General features: G+C 73.3%; 11 protein-coding genes. 9 read left to right on the top strand and 2 right to left on the bottom strand.

Going from position 1 to position 17,571, the window contains the following annotated elements; all coding sequences use genetic code 11:
- Positions 1-47 precede the first annotated feature (47 nt).
- From BSZ40_RS11875 to BSZ40_RS05045, 3 genes are read left to right on the top strand one after another with little or no spacing between them, the layout of a single operon-like run.
- On the top strand, positions 48-2,048 hold the full coding sequence (locus tag BSZ40_RS11875; protein ID WP_073823951.1) for a DUF6541 family protein: 2,001 nt from the start codon (positions 48-50) through the stop codon (positions 2,046-2,048).
- Complete coding sequence (locus BSZ40_RS11870) at positions 2,027-3,133, top strand: glycosyltransferase (RefSeq protein WP_073823949.1); 1,107 nt, start codon at positions 2,027-2,029, stop codon at positions 3,131-3,133. Before BSZ40_RS11875 ends, BSZ40_RS11870 begins: the two co-directional genes overlap by 22 nt.
- Complete coding sequence (locus BSZ40_RS05045; protein WP_073824128.1) at positions 3,130-4,890, top strand: ATP-binding cassette domain-containing protein; 1,761 nt, start codon at positions 3,130-3,132, stop codon at positions 4,888-4,890. The genes BSZ40_RS11870 and BSZ40_RS05045 overlap by 4 nt, the downstream gene beginning before the upstream one ends.
- Before the next feature lie 12 nt (positions 4,891-4,902).
- On the opposite strand, the gene BSZ40_RS05040 is transcribed toward BSZ40_RS05045, so the two are convergent.
- Positions 4,903-6,420 carry an asparagine synthase-related protein gene (locus BSZ40_RS05040; protein WP_073823947.1) on the bottom strand — a complete coding sequence of 506 codons (1,518 nt, stop codon included), beginning with the start codon at positions 6,418-6,420 and terminating at the stop codon, positions 4,903-4,905.
- 59 nt (positions 6,421-6,479) lie between these two features.
- Between BSZ40_RS05040 and BSZ40_RS12355 the strand changes: the two genes are divergently transcribed.
- The 4 genes from BSZ40_RS12355 to BSZ40_RS05020 are packed head-to-tail and all read left to right on the top strand — an operon-like array spanning position 6,480 to position 11,239.
- On the top strand, positions 6,480-7,607 hold the full coding sequence (locus BSZ40_RS12355; RefSeq protein WP_073823945.1) for a glycosyltransferase: 1,128 nt from the start codon (positions 6,480-6,482) through the stop codon (positions 7,605-7,607).
- Positions 7,607-8,698, top strand: coding sequence for a glycosyltransferase family protein (locus tag BSZ40_RS05030; protein WP_073823943.1), 1,092 nt, complete (start codon positions 7,607-7,609; stop codon positions 8,696-8,698). Before BSZ40_RS12355 ends, BSZ40_RS05030 begins: the two co-directional genes overlap by 1 nt.
- 32 nt (positions 8,699-8,730) lie before the next feature.
- Positions 8,731-10,020, top strand: a complete 1,290-nt coding sequence (locus BSZ40_RS05025; RefSeq protein ID WP_073823941.1) for a nucleotide sugar dehydrogenase — start codon at positions 8,731-8,733, stop codon at positions 10,018-10,020.
- Between the two features lie 28 nt (positions 10,021-10,048).
- Positions 10,049-11,239: a glycosyltransferase gene (locus BSZ40_RS05020; RefSeq protein WP_073823940.1), complete on the top strand. Its 1,191-nt coding sequence runs from the start codon at positions 10,049-10,051 to the stop codon at positions 11,237-11,239.
- A gap of 119 nt (positions 11,240-11,358) precedes the next feature.
- Here BSZ40_RS05020 and wecB read toward each other — a convergent pair whose 3' ends face one another.
- Entirely contained in the window at positions 11,359-12,423 is a 1,065-nt protein-coding gene (gene wecB, locus BSZ40_RS05015; protein WP_073823938.1) for a non-hydrolyzing UDP-N-acetylglucosamine 2-epimerase, read from the bottom strand.
- 66 nt (positions 12,424-12,489) lie between these two features.
- On the opposite strand from wecB, the gene BSZ40_RS05010 reads away from it, so the two are divergent.
- Both BSZ40_RS05010 and BSZ40_RS05005 read left to right on the top strand, forming a co-directional pair.
- Positions 12,490-15,585, top strand: coding sequence for a cell wall-binding repeat-containing protein (locus tag BSZ40_RS05010; protein ID WP_084542639.1), 3,096 nt, complete (start codon positions 12,490-12,492; stop codon positions 15,583-15,585).
- 76 nt (positions 15,586-15,661) lie between these two features.
- Entirely contained in the window at positions 15,662-17,518 is a 1,857-nt protein-coding gene (locus BSZ40_RS05005; RefSeq protein ID WP_073823935.1) for a glycosyltransferase, read from the top strand.
- Positions 17,519-17,571: the final 53 nt, after the last annotated feature.

Below are 17,571 nucleotides of genomic sequence, written 5' to 3'. Positions count from 1 at the left end.
ACCCGCGAGAAGAAGCGCGCACAGACACGGTGGGGGGAGCGGTTGCGATGGGCCAATGGCTGAGCTACCTGCCCCTCCTGGTTTTCCAACTGGCGGTGGTCTTCGGCGCGGGCTGGGCGGTGGCCCGCCTGGCCGGACTACGCGGCCTGCTCGCCCTCGCCCTAGCCCCCCTGGCGGCGGTGGCGGCGGCGGGCCTGGGAGCCATCGGCGCGAACCTGGTGGGGCTGCGGTGGCACACCGGGACCATGGCGGCCAGCCTCGCCTGCCTGGCGGTGGCGGCCTGGCTAACCGGGCGGCAGGCACGCAGATGGGGGTGGCTCGTCGCCCCCCTGCCGGTGGCCCCCGCCACCTACTGGCTAGTGGGGGTGGTGTGGGCCTTGCTGGCCGGGCCGGTCCTGTGGGCGACTAAGCCCCGGTGGCCGATCCAGGCCTGGGACCCGGTGTACCACATGAACGCGGTGTGGCTGGTGCAGGACACCGGGAATGGGTCGAGCTTCGGCGGGCTGACCCGCATGTTCGGGCTGGAGACGACGTCGACAACGGTGTTGGCAGGCTGGCACGACCTCCTGGCCATCCTGGCCCCCCACCGGCAGCTCGCCCCCGCCGTCACCCTCTTCGCCTGCGTGGTGGGCCTCATCTGGCTGACGGGCCTGGCGCTGCTGGCGGCACTCATGCGGCCCGGCACCCCCTACCTGAGCGCCGCCGTCGTCGCCGTCGGCGGATTAGGCCTAGTGTTTCCTACCTTCACCCAGACCATCTACCCGGTGCTGCCCAACTCGCTCGGCCAGGCGCTGCTGCCCGCCCTGCTGGCCGGCAGCTTGGCCACCTGGCGTGGTTTGCGGCGGCAGCGCAGCTGGCAACTGGCGGTCCTGCTGCTGGGGTGGCAGTTGGTGGCCTGGCTTGGCGCCTGCACGGTGCACGCCTCGGTGACCTACTCGGCCCTCGTGCTAGTCGCGCCTTTCGGCCTCTATCGTTTCGGGCGCCGCCAAGTGCGGCTGTGGCGGTCCGGGAATCGGCGGCGCACCGTGAGGGAACTGGGCAGCGTGCTAGCGGCCTGCGGCGCGCTGGCGCTCACGGTGGCGGTCGTACCGCTGCTGAGCAGCAAATTCCAGGGAATGTTGACGGCCTTCCAGACGTACCCGGGTTCCCTGGTGGGGGCCGTCTACAAGACGACACTGCTATGGCCGCTGCTGCCGCGCAACTCCGACTCCTACGTGATAGTCACGGTAATCATCGTCCAGCTGCTGCTGCTAGTCGGCACCATTGGCGGCCTGGTGGCGGTGCGGCGCGGCCACGGACCGCCCTGGCTGGTGTGGGCCTACCTGGGGGGCTGGCTGCTGACCTTCACCGCGGTCTCCCGCCAGGGGCCCCTCGTGCCAGTGGCGGGCCTGTGGTACATGTCGGTGCACCGCACCTCCATGGTCCAGCTCATCCCTGCCCTGTTGCTGGCAGGCCTCGGCCTGTGGGCGGGCGGGCGGTGGCTGGGCGCCCACCTCGCGGCGCGGGGCTGGCAGCGGGCGGGGCGCCCCGGCGTCGTGCTCCTGGCTGGTGCGGTGGCCTGCGGGGCGTTGGCGGTGCCCGCCCGCAACTTCTTCGCCCACCGGGTCTACGACCCCACCTCCGGCCACTCCACCATCATGGCGTCGCAGGCCGAGCTGGAGATGATCTACTCCCTGGACGCCACGCTCCCGGCCGACGCCTTCGTGCTCGGGGACCCCTTCCTGGGGGCGGGCTACGTGCAGGCCCTCGGCAACCGGCCCGTCGTCAATCCGCAACTGTTCGAGCGCGCCTCCAACTGGCCCGAACGCTACCTCTACCGCTACTTTCGGCACCTGCACCGCTACCCGGAAGTGTGCCGGACCGTCAGGCGCCTTGGCATCACCCACGTCTACCTCGACGCCCACACCTACTGGCACAACAAAGAACGCTCCGTCGGTACCTCGCGGGGACTATCCGGTTTCGTGCCGTTTGCGGGCCTGACCCCGGTGGCCCGCGGCGGCACGGCCGCCGTCTACCGCATCGACGCGTGCGCCGCGCCCACCGAGTGATGCCCAGCCCCCTGGTTGAGGTAGTGATCGCCACCCACCGCCCAGACCGGCCGGTGGAGCGGGCGGTGGCCTCCGTGCTGGACGGCACCACCGCCACTCGCGCCCTCGTCGTCGCCCACCAGCTGGACCCGGCAGCGCTGGCCACCCGCCTGGCCGCTTTCGGATCGCGGGCACAAGTGCTGCCCTGCCCTGACCGCACCGCCTCGCCCGCCGCCCCGTTGAACGTGGGCCTGGCGGCCGCCACCGCCCCGTGGGTGACCTGCCTGGGGTCGGACGACTACTGCGAGCCCGGCAGCGGCCCGGCCTGGGCCGCCTATCTGGCGCGCAGGCCAGTCGATGCCCTCATCTTGCCGCTGTGGTCGGCCCACACCGGCCGCACCGACATCCCGCCCGTGCGGCCCGGGCGGCGCCGCGACCTGCACGTGGTACGCGACCGCCTGTTTTACCGCACCAGCCCGGCCTTCCTCGTGCGGCGGGCCCTGCTGGCCACGCACGGCATCGCCATGACCGACGGCCTGGCCACGGGGGAGGACCTGGCCTACTCCGCCCACGTCTTCGCCTGCGCCCAGCGGGTGGACCTCGCCCCGCCCACCTTTCCCCGCTACCGACAGACCGCCGACGGTCCCGCACCCGTGACCGCGCGCCGCTTCAGCCTGCCGCAGCTGCTGGCCCCCGCCATCCACCTGCGCCAGGCCGCCTGGGTGACGGAGCTGGAGGTGGAGGTGCGGGCCGCCCTCGCCGTCCGGGTGGTCCGCAAGACCCTGCTGCCCGCCCTGGCGGCCGCCCCGGCCGCGCGCGCCACCGAGCTGGCCGCCGCGCAGGCGGAGCTCGCGGCCTGGGAGCGGTGGGCGCCACGCCTGGGGTGGGCGTTGTCACGCAGCGAAGCAGACCTGTGGGCGGCAGCCCGCCAGGCGCGCGAGGCGGCCCAGGTGCAGGTGGCGGCGCGGCGGTGGCGGGCGGCGGCCCGGTGGGCCGCCGTGGTGCCGACGCGCCCGGCGGGCTGGTGGGGGCGGGCGGCGGCATGGCGGTACGCGTGGGCGCGGCGCCCGGGCCGGGGGCAGCGGTGGGCCGGGGATGCCCGATGAGGCGGCTGGGGCGCGGCGTGGGGCGCTTGGTGGCGGTTTTGCCGCCGACAGCGCGCGGCTACCTGCGGCGTTTTGTGTTCGGCAGCTGCGTGGTGGCCCTGTTGGATTTGGCGGCGCTGGCGTTGTTGGCGGCCTGGTTGCGGCGCGTGGAGCAGGGACCCGGGCAGGTGCTGGGGGCCGACAGCGGGCAGCTGCTGGCCGTGGTGTGCGGCCTGCTAGTGGGCAAGGCAGGCCTGGCGATCTTGTTGCAGTGGCACGCCAGTCGCCGGTTTTGTCGCTACGAATTGCAGGTGGGGGACGAACTGTTGGCGGCCTACCTACACAGTCCCTGGGCCCGGCGGCCTGCCCGGTCGACGGCGGAGCTAGTGCGGCTAGCCGACGTGGGCATCGCCAACACTGTCTCCGGGGTGTTACTGCCGTGCTTGGCGCTGCCGCAGCAGGCCGTGACGCTGGCGGTGGTGGTAGTAGTGGTGGGCTGGGCGGCGCCGGGCCCGGCCCTGGTGGCGCTCGGCTATCTGACGGTCTTGGCGGTGGCGCTATATCTGGGGATCGTGCGCCGGGCCTTGGCGGCGGGGCAACGCAACCTGGATTACAGTCTGCGGACGGTCAAACTGGTCACCGAAATGGTGCACGCCCTGAAAGAAATAACCCTGCGTCGGCAGGCCGCCGAGGTGGCGGCGGTGGTGCACGCGGGCCGGGTGCACGCTACCGCCGCGCGGGCCCGCCTGCATTTTTTGGGCACCACCCCGCCGCGCCTGCTGGAGGCCGGGCTGGTGGGCGGCGTCTTCCTGGTGGGGGCGTTTGCCTACCTCACCGCAGGCCCCCGCGCGGCCCTGAGCGCTGTCGCGCTCTTCGTCGTCGCGGGTTTCCGTCTCGGCCCGGCTATCGTGCAGACGCAGACGATCCTGACCACCGCCAGCAGCAACCTGCCACACCTGGAGGCGGTGCTGGCCGATATTGAGCAGGCGCGGGCGCTGCGGGCACGGCCGCCCGCGGCGGTGGGGGAGGGGACGGCGCTCCCGGACGCGCCGCGGGCCCTGCGCCTGCGGGGAGTGGCCTACCGCTACCCCGGGCAGCGCCGCCCGGCGGTGCAAGACCTCACCGTGACCATTCCGCTGGGCTCCAGTTTCGGCATCGTCGGGCCGTCGGGGGCGGGCAAGACCACCCTGGCAGACCTCCTGGTGGGATTGCTGCCCCCCACGGCCGGGCAACTGCTGCTAGATAACCGACCGCTGGCGGAGGTGCTGGCGGCCTGGCAGGCCCGCATCGGCTACGTGCCGCAGGAGGTGGCCCTCTTCGACGCCTCCCTCGCCCAAAACGTGGCCCTGACCTGGGGACAGGACATCGACCTGGCGCGGGTCGCGCAGGTGCTGGGCCAGGTGCACCTCGGGCACTTGGCCCAGCGGCCGGGCGGCCTGCACGCCCAGTTGGGGGAGCGGGGCCTGACCCTGTCAGGCGGGGAGCGCCAACGCCTCGGCCTGGCTCGCGCCCTGTACCCGGACCCCCGGGTGTTGGTGCTGGACGAAGCGACCGCGGCCCTCGACCCAGCCACCGAGCAGACCATCACCGCCACCCTGCGGTCGATGCACGGCAAACTGACCGTCATCACCATCGCCCACCGCCTGACCACGGTGCGCCACTACGACCAGTTGGGCTACCTGCGGGCCGGGCGACTGGTGGCCGTGGGCTCATTCGCGGAACTAGTGGCCACCGAACCAGACTTTGCGCACCAGGCCCGCCTGGCGGGGCTGGCCTGACCTGCCTGCCGCTCAACCCAACGCCACCGGTCCGTCCCCCGCCAAGCACAAGCCGACGTTTTCGTTCCAGGTATCGGTCAAAAACGCGCGGGCGTACAGCCCCAGGTGGTGGCCGCCGCGCAGGAGCTGGGCCGCCAGCGCGGGCCGCGCGCCCGGCCAGTAGCGGTCGAGGGCCAGCGGATGGTGCAGCACATAGTGGGTGCTGGCCACCCGCGCCCCCCACGCACGCACCCGCAGGGCCGCCGCGAGGCGACTAAGGCGCGCCACCGCGGCAGCCGACAGGCGGCGCTCGCGATGGACCGGCAGCACGGCGGGCGCCACTGCCGCGGCGAACTGCGTCGCCAGGGCCGTGAACCAGGCGCGCCCGGTGCGCTGCTCGCGCCGCAGCCGCCCGGCGACCTCCCACAGCGGGGCCGCCGCCAGGGGCAGATCCCAGTCCAGGCCGAGGAACTCGTAGGTGCGCACCGAGTTGTAGATGTACTTGGCCTGCCGCTCGACCACGTTGCACACCTCCCAGGCCGCGGCCCAAGCGTCCGGGTCGTCCCGGGCCAGCTGCCCAGCCAGGAAGCCCCGCACCCAGCCGCCGAGGTCCGTCGCCCGCCACACCCGGCGGGCCCGGCCATCCAACAACAGGTGGTGGGCCACCAAGGCCCGGGCCAGGGGCGTGCGATCCGGGCCGGCCGCGGTAAACAGGCCCCCGGGCGGCAGGCTGCCGAGGGCGGTGTGCCCGGGCACGACGACGTCGCCCACCCCCACCAGCCCCGCCGCCTGCAGGGCCCGCAGGGCCACCCAATCCTGCACGTGGGGCAGGCTGGTGCCCCGCCACGCGAACCGCACCAGCTGGGCGCTGAGGGCGTCGGCCCACGTGGCCGTCACCTGCGCCCCCGCCAGCTCCACTCCGTGCCACGGGTAGCCAAAGGCGGCGGCCACTTGCCGGGAGACCGCCATCTCCCGGCACCCGGGCCGTCCGTAGGAGAAGGTCAACACGTCGGCCACCCCGGCCCGCCGCAGCCACGCCAGCAACAGGCGCGAATCCAAGCCCCCGGACAGGGGAATAACTAAGCGGCGCCCGGCCCACCGCGCCAGCATGCTTCCCAAGGCCGCATCCAGGGCCGCCCGGGCGGCAGCATCCGCGCTGGCGTCGTCCGGGAACTGCTCGGCCCGCGGCCGGTGGTAGGGGGAGAAGACACTTAAGGCCCGCCCAGTGCGCAGATCGATGCGCACCGTGTGCCCAGCTAGCACCTGGTGGACGTCAGCCAACAGGGTGCGGGTGCCCAGGGTGAAACCAGCGGCCACAAACTGGCGCCGCCCCACCGGGTCGGGCAAGAAAGGACCGTACGCGGCCAGCCGCGCCGGGTCGTCGACCACTAGCACGCGGCCCGCGCGCACCGTCCACAGCAACGGCACCGACCGCACCCGGTCGCAGGTCAGCTCCAGGCAGTCACCTTGGCGGCGCACCTGCGCCCGCCCCCACTGCTCGCCCGGCCCGTTCGCCAAAGCGGCGCGGGTATCCACCACCACCTGTAGCACTTGCCCCTCCTGGCCCACGGCAGCCGAGCATAACGGTGCCCCGATGGAACAATGGCCGGGTGCACGCGCTGTGGATCCCGTCCTGGTACCCGGCAGACGACCAAGACCTCGCCGGGTCCTTCTTTCGGGAACAACTCCAGGCCCTGGCCGCGGCCGGGCTGCGCGTCGGAGCGCTCGTGCCCCACCTGGTCCCCCCGACCCGCCCCCTGACCGCGCCGCGCGCCGCCACCGAAGGGCCGGTCCGGCTCGTGCGCTTCCCCGCCCGCCGGGCCTGGCTCACCACCCGCCGCCTGAGCACCACGCTGGCCCACCGCCAGCTGGCGGCCGCCTGGCGCAGCTACGTGGCCCGGTGGGGACGGCCCGACATCCTGCACGCCCACGGTCTCTTTCCCGGCGCCTATTTCGCCCACCACCTCGCCGTCCGCCACGCCCTGCCCTGGGTCTACACCGAGCACCGCTCCCTGACCCACGCTCCCGCCCGCACCTGGGGCGGGCGGGCCAGCGAGCGCGCCCTCGTCGCCGCCGCGGCGGCCCGCACCGGCGTCTCCCGCCCCCACGCCGCCGCCCTCGCCACCCGCTTCGCGCAGCCCGCCGCCTGGCAGGCCCTGCCCAACCTCGCCCCCGCCGTCCCACCCCCCGCGCCCCGGCCCCCCGGCGGCGAGCCCGTTGTCGGGCACCTGTCCGTGCCCCACCCCGTCAAGCGCCACGACCTACTCCTGGCTGCCTTCGCCCGCGCCTTTCCCACCCGCGGTCGCCTCCGCCTCGCCGGTGACCTCACCGGCCCCTACGGCGCCACCGTGCGCGCCCTGGTGGCCGCCAACCCCGCCGCCGACCGCATCGACCTGGTCGGGCCGCTGCCGCGCGCCGCCGTGCCCACCTTCCTCGCCAACCTTGACGTCTTCGCCCTGCCCTCCCACAGCGAAACCTGCGGCGTCAGCCTGCTGGAGGCCCTCAGCGTCGGCACCCCCGTCGTGACCACCCCCACCTGGGGCGGCCGCGATCTTGCCGACCTGCCCCACTACGGTCGCCAGGCCGCCCCCACCGTCGCCGCCTTCGCTGCCGCCCTGCAGGCCGTGGCCGCCGAGAATCCGCACACCCGCCCCGCCCGCGCCGCTGCCACCGCCGCCCGCTACGGGCCGGCCGCCTACACCCGACGCGTGCGCGCCCTGTACGAAAGCGCCTCCTGATGCCCACCATCGTCTTCCACACCCCGTTCCCCCTCCAACCCACCCGCCCCGCCGCCTCCGCCCAACGCCCCATCCACCTCCAACAAGCCTTCACCGAGCTGGGCTACCGCGTATTGAGCGTGACCGGGCGGGCCGCCGAACGGCGCGCCGCCATCGCCCGCGTCCGCGCCCACCTCGCCGCCGGCGGCCGCCTCGACTTCGCCTACTCCGAGGCCGCCACCCTGCCCACCTGGCTCACCGAACCGCACCACCTGCCCCTCCACCCACGCCTCGACCTGCCCTTCCTCGCCTCCCTCGCCGCCCACGGCGTGCCCGTCGGGCTGTACTACCGCGACATCTACTGGCAATTTCCCGAATACCGCGAGCGGGTCGGTCCCCTGGTGGCCACCACCACCATCGCCCTCTACCGCCACGACCTGCGCGCCTACGACCGCTTCCTCACCCGCCTCTACCTGCCCAGCCGCGAAATGGCAGCCCACGTGCCCCACGTCGCCCCCAGCAAAATGACCGCCCTGCCCCCCGGCACCACCCTCGACCTGCGGGACTGGTCTGCGCCCCGCGGCCCCCTCCGCCTCCTCTACGTCGGCGCCCTGGGCACCCACTACCGCCTCCACGCCGCCCTGGCCGCCCTGGCTGCCACCCCCGCTGCCCACCTGACCCTGTGCACCCCCGCCGCCAACTGGCACGCCGCGTCGCCCACCTACCCACCCCTGCCCCCCAATGTCACCCTCGTCCACGCCGCCGGGGCCGCGCTCGCGGCCCACTACCGCCCCGCTGACCTCGGCCTGCTGCTGGTAGAACCGCACCCCTATCGCGACTTCGCCATGCCCTACAAACTCTTCGAATACCTCGGGCGGGGTCTGCCCATCATCGCCACGGCGGGCACCCTGGCGGGCCGCTTCGTGGCCGCCCACGGCCTCGGTTGGGCCATCGACTACACCGCCGCCGCCCTGCAGCAGCTGCTGGCGCGCTTGGCCGCCGCCCCCACCGAGCTCGCCGCCGTGGCCGCCCGGGTGCGGCAGGTGGCACCCGCCCACACGTGGCAAGCGCGCGCCCGGCAGGTGCGCGCCGACCTCGCCCCATCCGCCTAAGATGGTCGCGCACCGTCGTGAAGGAGAAACACATGCGCATCGCCGTGGTGGCCCTCGGAAAAATTGGCCTCCCCCTCGCCGTCCAATTCGCTGATTCGGGGCACGACGTCATCGGCGTCGATGTCAACCCGGCGGTCGTCGCTGACGTCAACGCGGGCCGCGAACCCTTTCCCGGCGAGGCTTTCCTCGCCGAGAAGCTGGCCGCCCTCGTGCCCGCCGGGCGCCTGCGTGCCACCACCGACTACGCCGAAGCCATCCCGGGCGCCGACGCGGTCGTCGTCGTCGTGCCCCTGTTCGTGGACGAAGCCACCGGGCAGCCCGACTTCGGCTGGATGGACAGCGCCACCGAGTCCATCGGGCAGCACCTGACCCCGGGCACTTTGGTGTCCTACGAGACCACGCTGCCGGTGGGCACCACCCGCAACCGGTGGGCCCCCAAGCTGGCGGAAGTCTCGGGTCTGCGCGAAGGCACGGACTTCCACGTCGTCTTCTCCCCGGAGCGGGTGCTGACCGGCCGGGTGTTCGCGGACCTGCGCCGCTACCCGAAGCTGATCGGCTCGCTGTCGCCCGAGGGCACCCGCCGCGCCCGCGAGTTCTACGAGGCGGTGCTGCAGTTCGACGAGCGCACCGACCTGCCGCGCCCCAACGGCGTGTGGGACCTAGGCGCCGCGGAGGCCGCCGAAATGGCCAAGCTCGCCGAAACCACCTACCGGGACGTCAACATCGGGCTGGCCAACCAGTTCGCCCGCTACGCCGACCAGCTCGGCATCGACGTGGCCCCCGTCATTGAGGCGTGCAACTCCCAGCCCTACAGCCACATCCACGCCCCCGGCATCGCGGTGGGTGGCCACTGCATCCCCGTCTACCCGCGCCTGTACCTGTCTACCGACGCGGCGGCTTCCATCGTGCGCACCGCCCGGGCGGCCAACGCGGAGATGCCTGCCTACGCGGTGGAGCGCCTCGCCCACACCCTGGGGGACTTGACGGGCCGCAAGGTGGTGGTGCTCGGGGCCTCCTACCGCGGCAAGGTCAAGGAGACGGCCTTCTCCGGGGTTTTTGCCACGGTGGAGGAACTGGGCAAGTTGGGGGCCGAGGTCTTCGTCCACGACCCGATGTACAGCGCCGAGGAGCTGGCCCAGTTCGGGTGGCAGCCCTACACGCTCGGCGAGCCGGTCGAGGCGGCCATCATTCAGGCCGATCACCCCGAGTACGCGGCGCTGACCCCGGCCGACCTGCCGGGGGTGCGCGCCCTGCTGGATGGACGGCGCGTGACCGATCCCGCCAAGTGGGAAGGTGTGGCCCGCCTGACTATCGGCGGCTAGTAGCAGGGGAGCGAGGCAAGGAGGAGACGTGCGGGTCACGCTGGTGACACGAATTCACGCCCCCGAACCGGCAGCGGCCAGCCTCCGGCTGGCGGCGGTGGAGCGGGCGCTGGTGGGGCGCGGACACCGGGTGGTGGCCCTGACCTCCCGTTACCCGGGGGCGGCCGGGGCGGACAGCGACGAGCCGGGGGTGCAGGTGCGCCGGTGGCCGACGCTGCGGGCCGCTGACGGACAGCTGCGCGGCTACCTGCCTTACCTCTCCTTCGACCTGCCGCTGGTGGGCCGGGTGTTGGGGCGGCGGCGGCCCCACGTCTTCCTCGTGGAGCCGCCGCCCACCACCGGGGCCGTCATGCGGGGGCTGGCGGGGCTGGTGGCCCGCCCCTACGTGTGGTACGCCGCCGATGTGTGGTCCGACGCGGCGGCCGGGGCGGGCGCGCCCGGCCCGGTGGTGCGGGTGGTGCGGGCCTTGGAACGGTTCGCGGTGCGGGGTGCCAGCGCTGTTATCGCCGTGTCCGACGACGTCGCCGAGCGGGTGAAACAGTTGGGGGCCCGCTCGGTGCATGTGGTGCGCAACGGGGTCGACACCGAGCTGTTCACCGCCCACCAGGCGGGGCCGGATGCGGCCCTGCGGGCCCAGGCCGCCGTGCATCACCCCTACTTCGTTTACGCCGGTACCGCCTCCGAATGGCAGGGGGCGGAGATCTTCGCCCAGGCCGCCGGACAGGTGGCCGACGCCAACTTCCAGCTTGTCTTCCTGGGGCAAGGCTCGGCCTGGCCGACGATCACGGCGGTGGCCGCCTCGCTACCGCCCCTGCCGGATGGGGCGCCCCGCGTGGTGCTGCTCGGGCAACGCTCGGCGGCCGAGGCGGCCGCCTGGCAAGCCGGGGCGCTGGCGGCGCTCGTGTCGATCCGCCCGGGGCAGGGCTACGACTTCGCCTATCCCACCAAGGTGCTGTCAGCCCTGGCCTGCGGCACCCCGGTGCTCTATGCCGGGGTCGGGCCGGTGTGCCAGGACCTGGCTGACCCCCTGCTGGGCCGGGCCGTCGACTACGACGTGGCGGCCCTGGCCCAGGCCTTCCGGGAGCTGGCGAGCGCCGCCCCATCGGAGGCGGCGGCGCGCGCGGCCCGGCACGCCTGGGTGGCCGAGCACCGTTCTACCCGGCGGGTGGGGCAAGCGGTGGCCGAGATCCTGGAGGCCACCGTCCGCGCCCGCAGCTAAGCTCGGCCCCACACGGGGAGCGCCCGGGCAGAGGCGAGGCTCCGCAGCTGCGCCGCGCCGCTGGCCAACTAGCACGGGGGCCGGGTGGGGCTGTCCCCGGCCCGGCCCCGGCGCTGCGTTCAGCGCAGGTGTTCGCGCAAGACCTCCACGACCCGGTCGGCCGCCCGCCCGTCCCCGTAGGGGGCCAGCTCGGTGTCCGCCGGGCGGGGTCGCTCGGCAGCGGCCTTCAGCTCGCTCGGCCCCACCAACACGTTCCAGCCGCTCTCCACGGTTTCGACCCACTCGGTTTGCGGCCGCACCGTGGTGCACGGGGTGCGCAGCAGGAAGGCCTCCTTTTGGAGCCCTCCCGAGTCGGTGATGACCCCGCGGGCCCCCAAGGCGGCGGCCACCAGCTGCGGATAGGCCAGCGGTGAGTGGGCCCGCAGGTTACCGCGCGCTATCTCCAGGCCGTGCTCTTGCGCCTTCGCCACCAGGCGCGGGTGGGCGAGGATCACCACCGGGTGGTCCACCGAGCCGAGCGCGTCGAGGACGGCGGTCAGCTGGGCGGCGTCGTCGGTGTTGGCGGGCCGGTGAATGGTGGCCAGCGAGTAGCCGCCCGGGGCCAGGCCCAGTTCAGTCGTGAGCGGGTTAGGGGCCTTAGCCACCGCGTCGCGGGTGGCGTAAAGCACATCCGTCATCACGTCGCCCACCACGACCGTCCGGTCGGCCAGCCCCTCGGTGGCCAGGTGGGAGGCCGCCACCTGCGTGGGGGCCAGCAGCAAGTCGGCGGCGTGGTCGGTGAGGACCCGGTTGATCTCCTCCGGCATCTGGCGGTTGAAGGAGCGCAAGCCTGCCTCCAGGTGGGCCACCGGGAAGTGCAGCTTGACGGCGCTTACGGCCGCGGCCAGGGTCGAGTTGGTGTCCCCGTACACCAGCACCCAGTCCGGGCGATGCTTCATGATGACGTCGTCCATCGCCGCCAGCATCTGCCCGGTTTGCACGCCGTGGCTCCCCGAGCCCACCCCCAAGTGCTCGTCGGGCGCGGGAATGTTGAGGTCGGTGAAAAATACGTCGGACAGCAACGGATCGTAGTGCTGCCCGGTGTGCACCACGACGTGTTCCACCCCCGCCCGTGCGCAGGCATGCGCGATGGGAGCAAGTTTGACGAACTGGGGCCGCGCCCCGACAACTGACATCAGCTTCATGGCGCCCGAGTCTATCCACCTGTGGGGCGACGTTCGCCCCCCGTCCGTCCCTCTATTGTTGTCGCCATGACCGTACAAAGACGTATCAGCGTGGTGGCAGTCGCAGTCTGGAGTCTGATGACATCCCTGAGCGCTCCCGCGGTGGCCAGCCCGCTGCCAGGGGTGGGCCACGGGCAGCCTGCGGCCCCCGCAGGCCCGCCACACAGCGCCCTGCCGGCGCAGGAAGTGCCGACCCCGGACGAGACCGAGCCGCCCAGCACCCCGGAGGAAGACTCCCCGGCCCCGGCCGCCCCGGAGCCGAGCGAGCCGAGTGAGCCGGACGCGCCCGCCGAGCCGAGCGAGCCAAGCGCGCCAGACGACCCCGCCGAGCCGAGCGCGCCAGACGACCCCGCCGAGCCGAGCGAACCCAGCCCGGGTCTGCCGACTCCCACCGCGGAGCCGGAGGATACCCCGCACCCCAGCCAGTCGCCGACCGCGGTCCCACAGCCGACGCCCAGCGCCTCCATCACCCCGCTCACCGGCCGCCCGCAGCTGCCGCGGCTGCCGCTGACCCCCAGCGGGGACCTGACGCAAGGGGGCGGGGTCCAGCGTCTCTCCCCAACGGCAGGCAGTGGCGAGCTGGAACACCACTACAGCGCCACGTTCCCCGGCGCGACCCAGGCGGCGGTGCTCTTCGCCGCCGACGATCCCGCCGCCGGGGCCGCCAGTGCCGCCCTGGCCGCCCACCTGGGGGCCGTCCCCATCCCGGTGGGGGCCTCGCTGCCCGGCGCCGCCCGCGGCGTGCTGGAACGCACCCGCCCGGCCACCCTCCTGGTGGTGGGCGGGCCCAGTGCCGTGCCCGACAGCGTCGTCACCGCCAGCCAAGCCGCCGCAGGCGCCACCACCGTCACCCGGGTCAGTCCCCACACCTCGGTGGCGGCCGGAGCGGCAACCGCCAAATACTTCCCGACCGGTGCGCCCGTCGTTCTGGTGCCCGCCGACAACGGGGTGCTGGTGGGCCCGGCCGTGGCCTTCGCCGCCCGGCAGCAGGCCGCACTCCTGCCGGTGCGGGGTGGCCGCCTTGAGGGCGCCACCAAGGCCGCCCTCAGCGAGCTGGCCCCCAAGCAGCTCTACGTGGTGGGCGGCAGCGCCTCCTTCAGCGACCCCCTGCTGCAGGAGGCCCAGCAGGCGGCCAAAGGCGCGCAGGCCACCCGCATCGGGGGCGCTAACCGCTACGCCACCAGCGCCAACCTCTTCGGGGTCGGCTGGCCCGGTCACCGCGCCGACCGCCCGCTCCTGGTGACCGGCAACGTGCTCGCCAACGACCTGGTGGGGGCCGTCAGCGCCGCCGCCCTGGGCAGCCCCCTGCTGCTGACCAATCCGGCCTGCGTGCCGCCCGACACGGCCAAGGCCCTGGCGGCCGCCCCCCGCGTGGCCCGCATCGCCGTCGGGCATCCGCACGAACTACAACCCAGCGGGGTAGTGGACGGCTGCGGACGCTTGCGCCCGGTAACCAACAGCCACACCGTGGCCGACCGCCCGAGCCGCACAGCGGTCGCCCTGTCCGCCCAGCACTACAGCCCCGGCGTGGAGACGGTGGTCATCATCGGGGCGGGGGCGGTCCCAGACGGCCTGGCTGCCGCCCCGCTCGCGGTCCGCAGCGGCGGTCCCGTGTTGCTGGCCACCCCGCAGGGCCTAGACCAGTGGACGGTGCAAGAACTGCAGCGCCTGCAACCCAAGCGCATCGTCATCCTCGGCGGCACCGGCTCGGTCTCGCCCCAGGCCGAAGCGCAAGCTCAAGCCGTCGCGCCGGTCACCCGCCTGGCGGGCCGGGATCGGGTGGCCACCTCCCTGGAGGTCGCCCGCACCTACAGCCGCGCCGACCTGGTTTACGTCGCCGGGGCCATCTCCCAGGTCGACGCCGTGCCGATCGCGGTTCAGGCCGGGCAAAACGACGCCCCCGTGCTGCTGGTCGGCTCCAACCCCGCCCCGGTGGCCGCCGAGCTGCAACGCCTGCGGCCCCGCGCGGTGGTCGTCGTCGGCGGCCCGGGTTCGGTCAGCGACCAGATCGCCAACCAGCTCACCAGCGGCCTGTCCCTCCGCTGGAGCCGCATCTCCGGTCCCAACCGGTACGCCACCTCGCGGGCGATAGCGGAGCGGTCCCCCAAGCGCGGGACCTACGTGGCGGTCAACTCCACCGCCCTGGCGGAGGCGATCGCGGCGGCCCCCTTCGCCTCCCATCAGCGTGCCCCCCTCATCTACATCACCCCCGGCTGCCAGGAACGTCACCACCTCGACCACCTTCGCGGCATGGGACTAAACACCCGCCTGGCAGTCGGGCCGGTGTCCAACGCCGAGAAGAACACCGTGTGTGGCTTTGCCAACTCCCTGCCCGCGCCCGCGGACGGGTGCAGCGCCGAGTACGCCAAGTTCCGCTCCTCCCTACCCGCCAACGACCGCCCGTGGTGCGCCGCGGCAGGCAAACTGGGGCCGGTGCGTTCCATCACGCCGGTGCGCGGGGGCCAAGAACTGCTGGCGGGCTGGAACGGCACCAAAGTTAGCCTCACCCAGCGCGCCCTCGGGCTCGGCTCCCGGTGGGAAACCATGGACAGCACCACCATCAACGCGGTGCGCCGATTCCAGGCCCGGTCCGGGCTGGCCGTGGACGGCATCGTCGGCCCCCGCACCTGGCAGGCGCTGCACACCGGCTACCCGTGGACCATCGACGCCCACCAGGAAAAGGTGCAGGTGCGGCCCAACGCCAGCCGCCACGAACGCATCGAAGCCATGATCGCCTACGCCATGCGCCAACGCGGCACCGAATACACCTGGGGCGGGGCCGGGCCCACCAAACTAGGGTTCGACTGCTCCGGTCTCGTGCTGCAAGCCCTCTACGCCGCCGGTCTGGACCCGCAACCCATCAACGTGATGAAGCATCAGTGGCCGGACTACCGCACCAGCCGGGAGCTGCACGCCCACAACGGGTTCCTGAAGGTGCCGTGGGCCCAACGCCAGCGCGGCGACCTGGTCTTCTACCACAACGGCTACGGCACGATCGACCACGTTGCCATCTACCTCGGCAACGATCGCATCATCGAATCCGGCGGCATCGCCCTGGATACCCACGTGACCGATCTGCGGTGGAACAGCTACATCGCCACCGTGGTGCGGCCCTTCCCGTAAGGGATCTGCCTGCCACCCTGCCCGCCTCCCACCGGGCAGGGTGGCACAATGTCGACAGTCGGAAAGGGGCAAGTAAGTGGGCGAACGCATAGTGGCCGTGGTGGTGGCCTACAACCGTCGCGAACTGCTGACGCAGGTACTGGCCAAGCTCGCGGCCCAAACCCGCCCAGTGGACGCCCTGGTGGTGGTAGACAACGCCTCCAGCGACGGCTCCGGCGAGGTGGCCCGCACCCACCCGGCCGTCACCGAGGTGGTGACGCTGCCGAGAAATACCGGCGGGGCGGGCGGCTTCACGGCGGGCATCGCCCGCGCGGTGGCGCAACACGCCGCCGACTACGTGTGGATCATGGACGACGACACCCTGCCCACCCCCACGGCCCTGGCCGAGCTGCTGGCCGCCAAGGCCCGCTACGGGGGCAGCCCGGCGCTCCTGGCCTCCAAAGCGGTGTGGACCGACGGCACCGAACACCCCATGAACACGCCGCGCCCCCGCCCCTTCCTCGCCCGCGCCGCCCGCCTGCGCGCCGCGCGGGCCGGGGTGCAGCACGTGCGCACCGCCTCCTTCGTCTCCATCCTGCTCGACGCCCGCGCGATTGCCGCCGTCGGCCTGCCACGCGCCGGCTACTTCCTGTGGAACGACGATTTTGAGTACACCGCCGCCCTCCTGCGGGGCCGCACCGGCCTGTTCGTGCCCGACTCCGTCGTGGTGCACGCCACGAAAGTGCTCGGCGACTCCAGCGCCGACCCAGGCGACCGCTTCGAATGGGAGGTGCGCAACAAGCTGTGGGCGCTGCGCTCGCGGCGCAGCTTCGAGCCGCTCGAACGGGTGGCCTACGCTGGGGCGAGCGTGCTGCGGTGGGTCCGGACACTGGCCAAGTCGCCGGATCCGGCGCGGCTGCGGCGCGTGGGGGCGGTCGGCTTGCGGGCCGGATTGGCCCCGGCCCCGGCCACTCCCGCTGTGCTGGCCGACACCCCGGTGGCTGGTGATGTGCTGCACGTGGAGTCGCTGCGACTGCCGTCAGCCCCGCCGCCCCCGGCGGCGCGGGTGGAACGACGGGGCGGGCGGGCACTGCCGGGCGCCTGCCAGTTGGTCTCCGGCGTGTCGGTCCTGGTGTCGACCTACCTGGGCGACGACGCCGCGCAGCTGCGGCGGGCCCTGCGCTCGGTGACGGTGGAACAGACCTGTCCGCCCAGCGAATTGGTGCTCGTCACCGACGGGCCGCTGCGCCCCGAAGTCGAGGAGGTGGTGGCCGACCTGGGGACCCGCAGCCGCACCGACCCGGTGGCGGGTCTGTCGGTCACCGTGGTCCGACTGGCAGCGAACCTGGGGCTGGCGCGGGCGCTGTCGGCCGGGCTCGCCCACTGCCGCTACGACGTCGTCGTGCGCCAGGACGCCGACGATATTTCGCTGCCCACCCGCCTGGCCACCCAGTTGCCGCTGATTGCCGCCGGCAAGGACCTGGTCGGTTCGGCGATTGCCGAGTTCGAGACCGATCCCGCCGAGCCGGGCATGATCCGACGCTACCCGCAAAGCCAGGCGGACATCGCCCGGCTCATGCGGCGGCGCGACCCCTTTAACCACCCATCGGTCGTCTACCGCCGGTCGGTGGTCGAGCAGGTGGGCGGCTACCAACACCTAGCGCTCATGGAGGACTACTGGCTGTTCGCCCGCATGGTGGCGGCGGGGGCGGCGGCCGCCAACGTGCCCGAGGCCCTGGTGGCCTACCGGGTGGGGGAGGGCGCCTATCGCCGCCGCGGTGGCTGGAAGCTGCTGGTCAGCGAGGTGCGCATGCAAAGCAAGCTCTGGCAGCTGGGGATCGTGACCTGGGTCGGCCTGCTATTCAATTTGGCCACCCGCGGCGGCTACCGCCTGGTGCCGACGGGGCTGCGGCGCCGGGTGTACGCCCTCCTGACGCGGCGGGGTGGGCAATGAGTGGTGAACGTGCACCCCGGCCGGGCCCCCGGTACGCTTTCGCCGGATAGTAA

This window comes from Buchananella hordeovulneris (assembly GCF_001907235.1).
GTDB classification, from domain to species: Bacteria; Actinomycetota; Actinomycetes; order Actinomycetales; family Actinomycetaceae; genus Buchananella; species Buchananella hordeovulneris.
This window is presented reverse-complemented; position numbering and strand designations above follow the sequence as displayed.